This is a genomic window from Bacillus sp. C1, from assembly GCF_054570475.1.
Genome location: NZ_JBTMZT010000007.1, coordinates 49,737 through 63,649, shown reverse-complemented (window position 1 = coordinate 63,649; position 13,913 = coordinate 49,737). Strand labels below are relative to the sequence as shown.

Here is a 13,913-nt window from a genome sequence, read left to right as displayed (position 1 = left end):
TCTTTTGGTTAGCATATTTAAATGTATTATGGGAAGAAATAAATTTTCTCGTTATATAGACTTTACAGGGTTCGCATCTAGACGTTCTAGTTCGCTGCTAGCTTCAGGATATTGTTGGTCTGTTTCCTCATATTGCTTTTCATATTCGTAGCTAAGTGCGGTATGTCTTTTTTGGTTTTTCTCCCAAGGAGTCGATTTGCCTAACTTTCTGTTAGTGGAAGAACCGTAAGGACCTTCAGGAAATTCTTCAGGAATGACATATTCATGTCTTGCTTCAGCAGCTGTAACATCTGTATATTGTTTATCCTTTTTTGGAGACAAATGAAACATCCTTTCAAATATATTTAATGGAAAACTTCTTTTTTAATATACCCAAAAAGATTTCTATGAACGTTTCATTGCTGTTGCTTCTGCACTTGCATAACTGGGGGACAAGCAATTAGCATTAGATTGAATATTGAACCAGGATTAGATACGTGAAAAATACAATAGGAGGAAATATGTATGAAAAGAGTCGACGTTGTTTATGCACTTATTTATGACAAGGAACGAGATCAAGTATTAATGGTACATAATGTAGAACAAGATGCGTGGTCATTGCCAGGTGGGGCAGTGGAAAAGGGAGAAACATTAGAAGTGGCAGTTGTAAGAGAGGTAAAAGAAGAAACCGGATTAACTGTAGAGATACAGGGGATTGCTGCAATAAACGAAAAATTTTTTACTGAAGTAGGCAACCACGCATTATTGATTACTTTTCACGCCAATGTGATAGATGGCGATATTATTGTGCGGGATGCAGATGAAATTTCGGCAATAGAATGGGCCGATATGAAAACGGCAAATGAGCGCTTTCCATATTATGATGGAGGACTTGAATCATTATTACAGGCGTCTATTCCATATAAATTTCAACAGGAAACAAAGTAGTAAATAAAATTTTATCAACGATTTTTCAAATATATCGAACGTTTCTCACGATATATCAGCGATTCGACACGAGATATCGATCTCTTGACAAATAACGACTAAAAACCAGGGGCCAGACAAGCCCCTGGTTGCTATTCAATCGTCTTCAGTAATAATTTCTTCAATAACGGCTTAATCTTCAAGCGTAAATCTTCAGCATGATTGGCAACTAAGAAGTGATGATTATAAATATTTTTCATCAATTGATAAGTAGCTTCTTTTGCTTCACCTTCTTCGATGAAAATCCCGATGACTTCCATACCGCTTTTACGAGCGAGCTTAACAGCTTCATGTGTATCTAAAATACCATCTTGCTGATAGTCTAAGGCAGAAGGTTCACCGTCTGTAAATACGAGCAAGAATTTGTGTTTCTCTGGCCGTTTAGCAAGTTTTTCAGAAACGATACGGATAATGTAACCATCCCGATTATCTTCTTCTTCACGAAGTTGCATAATTTCTGGACCAATGTTTGGCAATGTTGAGTTTTTGTACGTTACAACTTCATGGATGACGTTTGGTTTATCCTCTGGTGTCGCACTGGAAGCATCTTCCCAAAATCCGCTAATGGCATGCGGGATTTTTAATGATTTTAATGCTTCGTGGAATAGAACAACACTTTTTTTCGTTTCTTCCATTTTGTTGTACATTGAGCCAGAGCAGTCCACTAATAACTGAAAAGCAACATCAAGCTCTTGTGATTCTTGTCCTTTTTTATAAAACATACGTGGTTGTTTTTCTGTATAAATACGTAAAAACTTTTTACGAAGTCTTCCGTAATATTTATCGCTATTTGCGTTTGTTTTATTTTCAATCGTTTTTTCAATAATTTTCTTTAATTCTTTTACGTCTTTATTAATGACGGACTTGATAACTTGGTAATCTTTCTTTTCATCAAGTTTCGGCTTTCGAGCTTCTTTACATGTATGAGAGGCACCGACGTTATATTTACCGTATATGCCTTCATTTTGACTAGAAGCATGGGACGCTTTTGCATCTTGCGCATCTGCCTGATCGAAGTTTGATTGTGTACTTTTTTGCGAAGTACCTTGCACAGAACCTAGTGCTTGATCGCCATCTTCAGACTCACGAGCTGTGTCACCCATCATATTTGTTTTTGTACCACTTTCTAATTCAAAGCGTAAGAAGTTTTCGTTTTCATTATTTTTATTTTCGCGATGCCATGTAGAGAAGCTTTCATTCATTTTGCTTTTATTCTCATCGTCATCTACAATTTGGGTATCGTCATTGGCTAAATCTTCTACGCGCCCATCTTTTTCTTCTGCAATAACAGACAAGTAGAGCGGGGCATGACCGAAGTAGTTGTTAATCATATCATTTTCCAAAAATCCTTCTAAACGATAACGAATTTTTTCAACAATATACATTGTATCTTCCGTATTACGAGCTTGGAATGCATCATGTAAAATGGATTCGACTTGTTCAAAATAGTCGTTGTGAAACATTTCGTATTTATCGCTTGTTAAAGAAAGATAACATAAGCAAAATAGACGATCTCCATGATAGTTACGAACACGGTTTATTTCATTTTGTGAACTGAAATAATTACGATACATTTCTTTTCTTCTTCTAAAAATGTGTTTCGTACCAGGGCGTAAGCTTTTTACAATTTCCTCAACTCGTAAATCTTCTAACAGAACAAATAATTGTGTTAAAAATTTCTTAAGAGGAGACTCTTGTAATTCGATTGCATAAGAGCGAATTAATTTCATGTCTGAGTAATGTTTATTACCAAGCGCTTTTAAAAACACTTCGCTTTTTAAACCGATTACCGTATCTTCTTCTTTCCGATCATCCCAAAAGTGACTGATGACAACTTTCTTTTCGATTTCGTCATAATATGCTTTATAGCCATATTCTAAATAAGCATCGTCTTCTTTTAGAAGGGCATACATCAAATTTTCCATTTGCAGAAACAGCGACGCATCAATTTTTTTGTCACTAAAAATTTGTCTCATGAATTATCCCTCAAAGAAATAGCTTTCTGCTAATTCACGGACAGTCATTTGTTCTGTTTCATCATTTAACTTCGCGATAATGCTTCGCTCAATTGCACGCATAACAGGAATATATACGCCTAAGTCACATGCGTCGATAATACCACGAATACTTGCTGCTTCTTCACTTACACGTCCGTCACGAGCGAGTGGCATGAGGTCACTTGCGAATGCTACAAATTTTTCAATGATTGCAGTGTTTTGTAATTTGGATTCGGCTAATAATAGTTGTTTTAATGTATCGCCTTGAATGTAAGGAACTTCAATGATAACAAAACGGTTTTTTAATGCTTCATTGAGCTCACTTGTTCCAACATAACCTTCGTTGATTGCAGCGATTACACGGTATTCTTCATCACCATATACAACTTGTTGTGTGAATGGGTTTGTAATCATTTTACGGTAATCTAATGCACCGTGAAGAAGCGGAAGTGTTTCAGGTTTTGCCATATTGATCTCATCTATATATAAGAAATGTCCATTTTTCATTGCTTTCATAAGAGGACCGTCAACGAAGGAGACTTCAGATGCTCCATCTTTTGTTTTTAACGTATTGTATCCTAAAATACCTTCCACATCTAAGTCAACAGAACAGTTAATACTGTGCATCGGCTTTTGGAATAAGGAAGATAGTGTTTCAGCAAGAACCGTTTTTCCGCTTCCAGTTGGTCCTTTCAGTAGAATGTTCTTGCCAAGAAGCAATGCTGTAATCGCATCTTCAATAATACTGTTATCAGATGCTTTGTACATTTTTGTTCCAATTAAATGTGTATTTTCACCAGCTTCTTGCTTGTTTTTTTCGTGAATGGTTGTTAATTGCTGTTTTAAATCAGCATGTATATGAAATTGATCTAACATGTATGTCCCACCTAACATTATTTTCATAAAGTAAACAATACATCTTATGATAACTTGTTTTCATATGGTATGCAAAGAAAAGGAGAGTAAGATGAACGCTCCATATAAAAAGAAAAAAGCAATCAATTTTGTTTTGATTACTTTTTAAAAATTTATAATAGAGGGGAAATCAAGCGCATAAGGGATTCTAATATGCGTTTACGAATACTACGTTTTTTGAATGATTCCCATTTAATTTGTATCGAGTCGTTAAAGTCTTTTTCAAAATCATGTTTAATATCGAGAACTGTTTTGGATTCGTATAACATTGCAATAATTTCATAGTTAAGTTCAAAACTACGGATATCCATATTTGCAGTTCCGATTGCTGCAATTTCATCATCAATAAGTACAATCTTCGCATGCATAAAGCCATCTTTATAGCGATAAATGGAGGCGCCAGCTTGTAAAAGTGGCGTGAAGTAGGACTGAGACGCTTGATCACTAATGATGCTATCACTTTTGCCTGGATATAGAATGCGGACATCAATTCCAGAGATTGCACTTAAACGCAGCAATGTTAATGTTTCTTGGTCTGGAATAAAATATGGTGTGGCAATCCAAATTGATTTTTTAGCAGAAGTCATAGCTGTTAATAAAGCATTACGAATGCTTGCATCATCTGAACTTGGCCCACTTGCGATAATCTGGACCGCGCCGTCTGCACTTGGAATACTTTTACCAGGAAAATAGTCTCGGTTCAAAAATGGTTCCCAAGAATAAGAATTTAAGCCACTAGAAGCGTACAGCCAATCTTCAAGGAAGATTGCTTGTAGTTTGTACAATGCTTTACCTTCTATTTTTAAATGACTATCGCGCCAAATAGGAAATTTTTTTGATCGTCCAAGATATTCATCACCAACATTGAGTCCGCCAGTAAATCCAACTTCTCCATCAATAATGACGATTTTTCGGTGGTTACGGTAATTTACTGTTTCTAAAAGCCAAGGGGATAGAATCGAATCAAACTCTATCATTTCAATTCCAGCTTCTTGCATCGGTTGTAAGAAGCTGCTTTTTAATGTATTACTTCCAAGGCCATCATATAGAAAGCGTACGATAATGCCGGTTTTCGCTTTTTTTATTAATGCATCTCGAAGCTGGGTGCCAATTTCATCTGATCGATAAATATAATACTGCACATGAATATGATGAGTGGCTTTTTCGATCGCTTGTATAATTTCAGTAAAGGTTTCTTCTCCATTTGTTAATAACGTAGTCGTTGTTTCCTTTGCAACAGGGCCACCACCAAATTTTTGAATAGCATTTGCTAAATAAGTAGATCGCTCATTCAATATGGAGGGGACGGTAGGATTGAAGCGTTTCATTGCTAAAATTTCACGGAATACATTTCTTTGTTCTTCCGCGCGGTGTAAGTGCTTCCGTCTTCTCCACCGGCTCCGGCCGAATAATAAATATAAAAATACACCAACTACTGGTAGAAGTGCTAATACTAAAAGCCATGCTAATGTACTTTGTGGAGAGCGATTTTCAATAAAAATCACGAAAGAAATTCCAATAATGGTTATGGTGGATAGTACACCAATAAATGTGTATATAGATATGACAGATTTATTTAAGAGTACGAGGATTATCGCTACAATTGTAAATACAAACAATAATTGAACAACACGATTTTTCATATGTACATAGTTCACCCATTCTTTCTTGTATGTTCGTGATAGAAATATATTACAACACTCTCATTATAAAATGTTTTGCAATATCTGTGCAAATATGTATAAAACGCCCACGCTTTCCGCATTTGTCCAGCATATTGTGATAAGAAATAAGGTATAAAGGAGATGAAAAAATGGACCACATGCGAAATCACGGTGGCCATCACCATCACGGTGGCCATCATCATGGTTATCATGGTGGCGGTGGTAGCTGGGGGTGGGGAGGAGGTCCGTTCTTTCCAGGAAGCTTTGTTGGAGGAGTATTAGGAGGTTTGACAGCTGGAGCATTAACGAGTGGTGGAGGCGGTTATTATCCAGCGCCGTATCCTGTCGCGTACCCCGTAACATACCCAACAACATATCAAGTATCATATCCAACGCAATATCCATACGGGGGATATTATTAAATTACGAAAAAAAACGGACTGTTTGTGGTCTGTTTTTTTGTAGCTAACAAACAATCTGTGGTCAGGGAAAAAATAACAATAGGATTTCATCTGTAAGAGTGCAAAATAGAAAGGGATTATTTAAATATGAAATGGAGTCAGAATCATATATATGAGAAAATATGTAAGATTGTATAGTTTGTTTTTTATGCTATTGATATTATGTGCGGGATGCATATTTGTTAATAAGGAATCTTCGGAGCAAGTACAGGTGGGTCAGAAGTCAAATCAATATAGGATGCAGCAAGTAAATCAAGAATGGCCAAAATTTTTACCGGAGAAAATGATATTATCACAGGTTCCGTTTATAAGCCAACTTCCGGAATTAAAAAGGGGGTGTGAAGTAACGAGTTTGGCAATGCTACTTCAATCGGCAAATATTCAAGTAGACAAAATGAAATTAGCGAAAGAAATAGACAAAGTTCCATTCTGGATTGGAAAGAAGCATGGACATCCAAATGAGGGATTTGTTGGGAATATATATACGTATTCTTACCCGGGGTACGGTGCATATCATAAACCTATTTATAAGTTAGCAAAACAATATTTAGGGGACCGTGCAATGGATTTGACTGGAAAAAATATAGAGAGTATTTATACACAGATTCGTTCTAAAGTACCTGTGTTAGTAGTTATAAATTCTACTTTTCGGCCGCTTTCAGATAGTCAGTTTCACAATTGGGAAACGCCGCAAGGAATGGTTCGGATTACATACCATGAGCACAGTGTTCTCGTGACAGGATATGATAAAGACAAGGTGTACATTCATAATCCTCTTGGAAAAGAGCCACATATAGCTGTTTCAAAAAATGAATTTCAGGCAGCTTGGGAGCAGATGGGGAAGCAAGCAATTAGTTATAAGAAAGGAACGTAAGGAATGCGATCAATTTTTATAGCTAATTTTGTTTGATGATTGAGTAGTTATTTGTATTATGATATAAACAAGTTTCATTTACCTGTAATAGAATGGAACATTTCTGTTATGCAAAAGAGGCAGTTGTAGCTCTTATTCCAGTAAATATGGAATATAGCTAACAGTTGCCTCTTTTTGATTAACTTACTCTATTCTTTTTTCTGGATCGGTGTAGATGGTGCCGATTTTTTCATAAGGAATGGATAAAGAATAAGTCCTAATACAAATAATCCAATGCCTAAGAAAAATGTTTTTAAATCAGCTGTTCCAGTTTTAATTACCCATAGAGAATATAAAAGTGCTAGCGCAGTAATGATTCCATCTTTTATGCGAGAACCTGGTGTTATATCATATGTTTCCCCGGTAACAACGAGTTTTAACTGGTAAAGAGTAGAAACAAGATATGGAATTAAATATGCTAAAGTCGCAACAACAATCGCAAAACTATAAGCTTCTGAAACAGTACCAGATATTGTTGAGAATAAGAAAATTTGCGTCATAATATTTGTAACAAACAACGAATTTGAAGGACTTCCTTTTTTATTTGTTTTGCCAAAAAATTGTGGGAAAAGCCCGTTCTTTGCTGCTTGATAAGGTACTTCTGAACTGACAACAATCCATCCTACAGTAGATCCGAACAATGATATAAGTGCAAGGAGTGCCATAATGTAAGCACCTTTATTACCAATTGCTAGGCTTAATGCATCAACGAGTGGCTTTTGTGATTCTTTTAACGCATCTTGCGGAAGAGCGCCCATCGTAAGTAAGGTAATTGCCATGTAAATAAGAAGAGCGATAATTAATCCAAAAATCGTTGCTTTTTTTACATCGCGCTGTGACTTGGCACGATTAGACAGCATCACTGCTGACTCAATTCCGATAAATGCCCAAAGCGTTGCGATCGCAGCAGCGTTTATTTGTCCGCCTAATGGAATTGATTTCCCGGCCTCATTCATAAATGTTTGACCATCACCAAAATTAGAGGCGTTAAAAATAAATAATGTAATAACGATGAACATTGTAAATCCAATAATCTTTGCGATTGTTGCAAGTAAGTTCATGTTACCGGCACGATCAATATTTTGAGAAAGAATGTATTGAATGCCCCAGAGCACAATGCTGCATACAGCAAATGTTAATCCTTTTCCAAGTTCTAATGAAAAACCGTTTAGTGAAAAAAGAATTTGCTTACTTTGTAATACTGGGAAGAATGTAGACAAGTACCCCGCAAATGAAATAATAACAGAAGCTGTAGCAGCCCAGTTAGCAGCCCAGTATCCCCATGCCATACTATATCCAGCTGCTTTACCCATTTTTTGAGAAGTAAACATTGCCTGTGCATAACTTTGTGGACCAGCCTTTAACTCCGGTTTACGTACGGCAAGGTTTCCAAATACAAGAGCAATCATAAATACACCAAGCCCAGTAATTGTCCATGCAAGTGTTGATCCCATCGGACCTGATACTTGCGCTAAATTTGCTGGAAGCATAAATACGCCGCCGCCAACCATATTTCCAACAACAAATGCTGTTAAAATCCATAAACCCCATTTTTTTGTTCCCATAGTTGTATAACTCCTTTGTAGTAGTTTTGCTTACTCATCGTTTTTTACTAGCATTTTTGGAAAATAAAAAAGAGCCATGTAGATAAAAAATACCTACATGGCTCTTTGCCGAAGTGTAGGTACAACGGGAATAACCCTTGTACCTACGCGTGAATTTTTCCGCTAGGTTTCAAGGGTTTACGTATGATGATGATGTTTTTGTGCAAATGTAACTACAGTTGTATTCGTAAGCATAGTTCTTTGCTCCCTTTCTCCTCTGATTTTGAAGTTAGTATACTACATGTCTTTTAGAATGAAAAGAAAAAAATTTATAAGTACATATATTTTTGTTTGAAAATGCATGAACATTTTTGATTTGTTTGGTGTTGGTAAAACTTACATTTTAGCTTGTTTTATATTTACAGAATCATGCAAAGGTAAATCATTGGCATGTTCTAAATAGTTTTGGATATCCAGTTTGTATTTTCTAAAGAATACATATGTGACAATATAAAGAAGAAGTATACCCCCAATCCAGAAAGGAGATTTTGATAAAAATGCTAAAAAAATTAGTCCTGTTACAGGAGATGTAAGAATTCCGAAACTTGTAATCAGAAGGACACCCGCTGGAATGGTTACTCCAACTTGTTGTGCAACTTCTGTAAATATTGGTGCAGTGTACGTTGCCATATAAAGGCCTAAGCTAAACCAAATTACACCAATTAGAATAGATTTAAAAATATTTCCATTTGTAATTGCTACTATTCCTTGAACCATATAAGGGAGTGCAATTAGATCGACAATAGGGAGTACTTCATTTCCAGGTAAAATTAATGCTAGTATAACCATAATTGGAATGAGTAAGATACCAGTTGTTAGTGTAGCGGTTTCACCATATCCCATTGCATCATTTACACCTAAATACCAATCTCTTGGGTTATTTTTATCTTTGTTAATATTTTTTTTTGCAGATTCTGTAAGTGGTAAAAAAGCTTGAGCAAATATCCCTGAAACCTTTGGAAAAATAGTCATAATAGCAGCGGTTGAAATTCCTACAGTAGTAATTTGTCCCCATGCTTTTAACGTATTAAGAGAATGAAAGTTCCCTAAAATTCCGATACTAGCACCGAGAAAGAGCCCTAGAAAAATAGGTTCTCCAAATAATCCTAGTTTTTTCTTTAGAACTTCTGGATTGGCATTTACTTTTCCAACACCTATCTTTGTTAGAAGACGATTTAATCCAATTGCAAATGGAATACTCCCAACATGATGTAGCTGTACAATCGCACAGCGAGGATACTGAAAATATGTAGACCATCTTTTGGATAATAGTTCTGCAAAAAGAAGACTGTAAAGATTGAGTGTAATCATACAAGCAAAAGCCAACCATAAGTTATTTGTAACTAAATAAATCATAGAGCCCCATACCATGTAGGAATAATTGTTCCACAAATCTCCAGGTTGGAAAATGTTTGTCCATTTTATTAAAAATAATCCGATTTGAAGTAATAGTGCAACGCCTACAAAGATCATTCCAACTTCCGTAGAATAGGCAACAATAGAGCTAGCTTGCCAGCCAATATCAAATACTGGAAGACTGACTCCTGTACTTTTCACCATATTTTGAACGACAGGCATAATAATAGGGATATAAGCATTGAGTAAAAGAGTGAAGCCTTGTAAGCCGATACCTGCGTATAAAGCAGAATAAAAAGCTTTTTTACGATTTACTTTTAAAGCAATGGCGATTATAAAAATAACAATTGGTACAAAAATAGATGCACCAAATGTGTCAAAAATCTTTTTAAGAAATTCTAGCTCCATTTGTATCAATCCACCCGTCTTATAAATTTGTGATAGTTTCCTTTTCTACAATGGTATGAATGACGTGTCTTACTTCTTCTAAAAAACTTTCTTCATCAAAACCAGTTAAAAATCCAACAGCATTAATGGTTGGAATAGAAAGGTTTTGAGGGATAGGTGTAGTGTAAGCAATAAAGTCATATTGTCTTTCTTCCAAAAACTGTTCGACTTGTGTCGGCTTAACCTCAGTTGTCGTAATCGTAATATAATCTTCGCTTAAAGCCTCTTTTAGTTTTTCTGAAACCATAGTAGAGCTGACTGTACCTGAACCACAAACTGTTAAAATATGAAATGTTCTCATGTTTTTTTTCCTCCTTAAATAGTAAGAGCTGAAATAGAGTTTATAATCTCTAATTTTGTAGATGCAGCAGTTAGCTGTTGAAGCTGCTGTGGATGTTGAATAAGTTTCATAATTTCCTTAAGTATTTGAATATGTTGTCTACCGTCTTGTAATGCAAGTAAGAACAGAACTTGCACATTTGTTGTTTCTTTTTCGAGATTTCCCATAAGAGTAAAAGGGATAGATGATTCTAATGTAATTACACTAATGACAGGTTGTATAATATGTGAAGAATCAGTATGAGGAATTGCTACCCCGATGTTTCCGGTGGGGAGACCTGTTGGATGATGCATTTCTCGTTCTAGGACAGCTTGTGAGAAGGTTTCTTTTACAAATCCCTGTATAAGTAAGTCGGTGGAAACTTTCTCTAAAATTTCTTTAAATGTCGTGCCTGAAAGTTTTGGGTAAATAAATTGTTCATGGAAAATATCCAAATAACTCATCTCCTCTTTAGTTGTAATTTAGTTATGTGGTAATAAAAAATCACCCCTTTCTATACGAAGAAAGGGATGATTACTTTGATAGAAAATCATCGCCTTATCTGTCGCTTTAAACGCAGGAATTGGCACCTACCTAATAATATAGGGGTTGCCGAGGTTTCATAGGGCCGGTCCCTCCACCTCTCTTGATAAGGATGAAAGTATGAAAATAATAAAAAACCTTCTCGATAAGAAGAAGGTTTTTGAATACACAATATCGCTTCTTCTTATCTTTTAGAATTTAAATTCTAAAGGAATTGGCACCTACCTAAATAACATAGGGGTTGCCGAGGTTTCATAGGGCCAGTCCCTCCACCTCTCTTGATAAGAGTTTGTTAATTTTGATTTTTGTAAAATATGTGAATATTGTATAGCTAATGTGTAAAATAATCAAGAGGAAAAACTAATTTTCTGGCATGCTATAATACAAGTAGAAAAAGAAGGTGGCAAGGGGTTATTCAAGATGATGAGTAAGTATGAGCAGATTTATACGGAGATAAGTGATTCAATTGATAATCGCAAGTTAAAAGAAGGGTGTAAAATTCCTTCTGAAACAGAATTAATGAAACAGTATGAAGCAAGCCGTGGGACAGTAAGAAAAGCTGTTGATTTATTACAGGAACGTGGGTACGTACAAAAGATTCACGGTAAAGGCGTTTTCGTTTTAAAACGAAAAAATATTGAATTTAACTTTGGCGGTATTGTGAGTTTTCAAGAGGAAAACGAACGATTAGGGCGCAAATGTATAACGAGTGTTGTAGAACAGGAACAATTGTTAGTCTCGAAAGAAATCGCAAAATCATTAAATGTAAAGACGAAAACAAAGGTAGATCATATTAAACGTGTTCGAAATATTGATGGGGAAAATGTAATTTTAGATGTAAACTATTTTGTATCTGAATATATTCCCGGATTAACAAAAGAAATTGCTGAGAATTCGATTTATAAATATATTGAACAAGATTTAGGATTACATATTAGTTATGCACAGCGTGTTATTGAAGTTCAGCCTTGTACAGAGGATGATCAAAAATATTTAGATTTGAATGGTACAGATTATGTTGTTGTTGTCAAAAACTTTACGCATCTTTATGATGGAAGCCAGTTTGAATATACAGAGTCACGGCATCGACTTGATATTTTTCATTTTTCAGATGTAGCTCGGAGAAAATGAGGAGATGAAACGATAAAGTTTCATCTCCTTTTTTTGCGTTTTGGGGGAATAAGAAAAAATTTCGCAAACTCGTATATACGAGTGTTGACTAACTTATATATACGAGTTAATATGTATTTGTAAACGGTATCAAAAAAAGAGAAAAGAGGGATGGGAGATGGCCAAAGATTATCGGAAAGTAGCAGAAGAGGTGCTGAAATATATTGGCGGGGAAGAGAACATTGAACAGGCAGCTCATTGTGTAACGAGACTTCGTATTGCGTTAAAGGATGAAAGTAAAATAGATAACGATAAATTGCAAGCGATTTCTTTAGTGAAAGGAGCGTTTCATAACGCTGGTGTGTTTCAAATTGTTATTGGTCCAGGAGATGTGGACCGCGTATATGCGGAATTGATTGTGCTTACAGGTATGAAGGAATCGACAGTAGCGGATGTGAAGGATTCGGGGAATCAAAAGTTAAATCCGATGCAAAAATTTGTAAAGATATTTTCTGATGTATTTATGCCGATTTTACCAGCGATTGTTACTGCTGGTTTATTGATGGGGATTAATAATTTATTAGGTGCTAAGGACTTATTTTTTGATGGAAAGAATTTACTAGAAGTATATCCGAACTTAGGCGGATTATGGGATTTAATTAATTTGATGGCAAATACAGCATTCGTATTCTTACCAGCGCTTGTTGGGTGGTCAGCAACGAAGCGTTTTGGTGGAAGTCCAATACTTGGGATTGTAATGGGATTAATGCTTGTACATCCGGATTTATTAAATGCATGGAATTATGGGAAAGCAGCAGCGGGACTTGATGGGCAAAAGATTGAGTACTTTGACATTTTAGGTCTTTTCCAAATTGAAAAGGTAGGATATCAAGGACAAATATTACCGGTTTTAGTAGCGGCATTTGTATTAAGTAAAATTGAGATTTTCTTAAAAAAACATGTACCAAATGCGATTCAACTATTAGTTGTGCCGATTACGACAATCGTTGTGACTGGTGTACTAGCACTAGGAATTATCGGTCCAGTTACACGTCATATTGGTGATTTACTAACGGCTGGATTAGTTGGTGTATATGAAACAGTACCAGTACTTGGTGCAATTCTATTTGGCGCACTATATGCACCACTTGTAATTACGGGGATGCATCATATGTTTATTGCAATTGACTTACAGTTAATCGCACAACATGGTGGTACGTTCATTTGGCCGATGATTGCACTTTCTAATATTGCACAAGGTAGTGCTGCGCTGGCGATGTTTTGGATTTCTAAAAATCAAAATGATAAAAGTATGGCGTCTACATCCGCAATTTCAGCGTACTTCGGTATTACAGAACCAGCGATGTTTGGCGTAAACTTACGAAATAAATTTCCGTTTTATGCAGCAATTATTGGTTCGGCACTAGCAGCTGTATTCATTACATTAAATGGGGTATTAGCACCAGCGATCGGAATTGGGGGATTACCAGCATTTATTTCCATCATTCCGAAATCGATTCCGATGTTTGTTGTTGGGATGATAGTCGCAGTAGTAGTACCATTTGTTTTAACATGGTTATTTGCAAAACGAATAAAAAAGAAGTAGGAGGAAGTTTGA

General features: G+C 35.8%; 13 protein-coding genes and 2 riboswitches. Of the genes, 5 read left to right on the top strand and 8 right to left on the bottom strand.

Translation table 11 applies throughout. From position 1 onward, the window contains the following. Positions 1–51 precede the first annotated feature (51 nt). Positions 52–330: a hypothetical protein gene (locus ACX5JI_RS18420; protein ID WP_459502492.1), complete on the bottom strand. Its 279-nt coding sequence runs from the start codon at positions 328–330 to the stop codon at positions 52–54. A 174-nt stretch (positions 331–504) separates the two neighbouring features. On the opposite strand from ACX5JI_RS18420, the gene ACX5JI_RS18415 reads away from it, so the two are divergent. Then, complete coding sequence (locus ACX5JI_RS18415) at positions 505–927, top strand: NUDIX hydrolase (RefSeq protein WP_459502491.1); 423 nt, start codon at positions 505–507, stop codon at positions 925–927. A 131-nt stretch (positions 928–1,058) separates the two neighbouring features. Here ACX5JI_RS18415 and ACX5JI_RS18410 read toward each other — a convergent pair whose 3' ends face one another. From ACX5JI_RS18410 to ACX5JI_RS18400, 3 genes are all read right to left on the bottom strand, one after another. After that, a complete protein-coding gene (locus tag ACX5JI_RS18410) occupies positions 1,059–2,942 on the bottom strand; it encodes a vWA domain-containing protein (RefSeq protein WP_459502490.1) in 1,884 nt (627 codons plus the stop codon). Positions 2,943–2,945: 3 nt separating this feature from the next. Then, positions 2,946–3,839, bottom strand: coding sequence for an ATP-binding protein (locus ACX5JI_RS18405; protein ID WP_459502489.1), 894 nt, complete (start codon positions 3,837–3,839; stop codon positions 2,946–2,948). A gap of 152 nt (positions 3,840–3,991) precedes the next feature. After that, complete coding sequence (locus tag ACX5JI_RS18400) at positions 3,992–5,521, bottom strand: cardiolipin synthase (RefSeq protein ID WP_459502488.1); 1,530 nt, start codon at positions 5,519–5,521, stop codon at positions 3,992–3,994. A gap of 170 nt (positions 5,522–5,691) precedes the next feature. Here ACX5JI_RS18400 and ACX5JI_RS18395 point away from each other — a divergent pair, with 170 nt between their 5' ends. Together ACX5JI_RS18395 and ACX5JI_RS18390 are read left to right on the top strand one after the other, a co-directional pair. Continuing rightward, positions 5,692–5,964, top strand: coding sequence for a hypothetical protein (locus tag ACX5JI_RS18395; RefSeq protein WP_459502487.1), 273 nt, complete (start codon positions 5,692–5,694; stop codon positions 5,962–5,964). Positions 5,965–6,115: 151 nt separating this feature from the next. After that, the gene (locus ACX5JI_RS18390; RefSeq protein ID WP_459502486.1) at positions 6,116–6,877 is read left to right on the top strand and encodes a C39 family peptidase; all 762 of its coding nucleotides are present in this window, start codon (positions 6,116–6,118) and stop codon (positions 6,875–6,877) included. A gap of 188 nt (positions 6,878–7,065) precedes the next feature. Here the strand turns inward: ACX5JI_RS18390 and ACX5JI_RS18385 are convergent, their stop codons facing one another. From ACX5JI_RS18385 to ACX5JI_RS18370, 4 genes are all read right to left on the bottom strand, one after another. Beyond that, on the bottom strand, positions 7,066–8,481 hold the full coding sequence (locus ACX5JI_RS18385) for an amino acid permease (protein ID WP_459502485.1): 1,416 nt from the start codon (positions 8,479–8,481) through the stop codon (positions 7,066–7,068). A gap of 375 nt (positions 8,482–8,856) precedes the next feature. Then, complete coding sequence (locus ACX5JI_RS18380; RefSeq protein ID WP_459502484.1) at positions 8,857–10,284, bottom strand: PTS galactitol transporter subunit IIC; 1,428 nt, start codon at positions 10,282–10,284, stop codon at positions 8,857–8,859. A 19-nt stretch (positions 10,285–10,303) separates the two neighbouring features. Next, the gene (locus ACX5JI_RS18375) at positions 10,304–10,624 is read right to left on the bottom strand and encodes a PTS sugar transporter subunit IIB (RefSeq protein ID WP_459502483.1); all 321 of its coding nucleotides are present in this window, start codon (positions 10,622–10,624) and stop codon (positions 10,304–10,306) included. Positions 10,625–10,638: 14 nt separating this feature from the next. Beyond that, positions 10,639–11,097, bottom strand: coding sequence for a PTS sugar transporter subunit IIA (locus ACX5JI_RS18370; RefSeq protein WP_459502482.1), 459 nt, complete (start codon positions 11,095–11,097; stop codon positions 10,639–10,641). Positions 11,098–11,197: 100 nt separating this feature from the next. After that, a riboswitch (SAM riboswitch) is annotated at positions 11,198–11,298 on the bottom strand. A gap of 68 nt (positions 11,299–11,366) precedes the next feature. After that, positions 11,367–11,473: riboswitch (SAM riboswitch) on the bottom strand. A 132-nt stretch (positions 11,474–11,605) separates the two neighbouring features. On the opposite strand from ACX5JI_RS18370, the gene treR reads away from it, so the two are divergent. Both treR and treP read left to right on the top strand, forming a co-directional pair. Next, on the top strand, positions 11,606–12,316 hold the full coding sequence (gene treR, locus ACX5JI_RS18365) for a trehalose operon repressor (protein WP_459502481.1): 711 nt from the start codon (positions 11,606–11,608) through the stop codon (positions 12,314–12,316). Between the two features lie 157 nt (positions 12,317–12,473). Further along, the gene (gene treP, locus ACX5JI_RS18360) at positions 12,474–13,901 is read left to right on the top strand and encodes a PTS system trehalose-specific EIIBC component (protein ID WP_459502480.1); all 1,428 of its coding nucleotides are present in this window, start codon (positions 12,474–12,476) and stop codon (positions 13,899–13,901) included. The last annotated feature ends 12 nt before the right edge of the window (positions 13,902–13,913 follow it).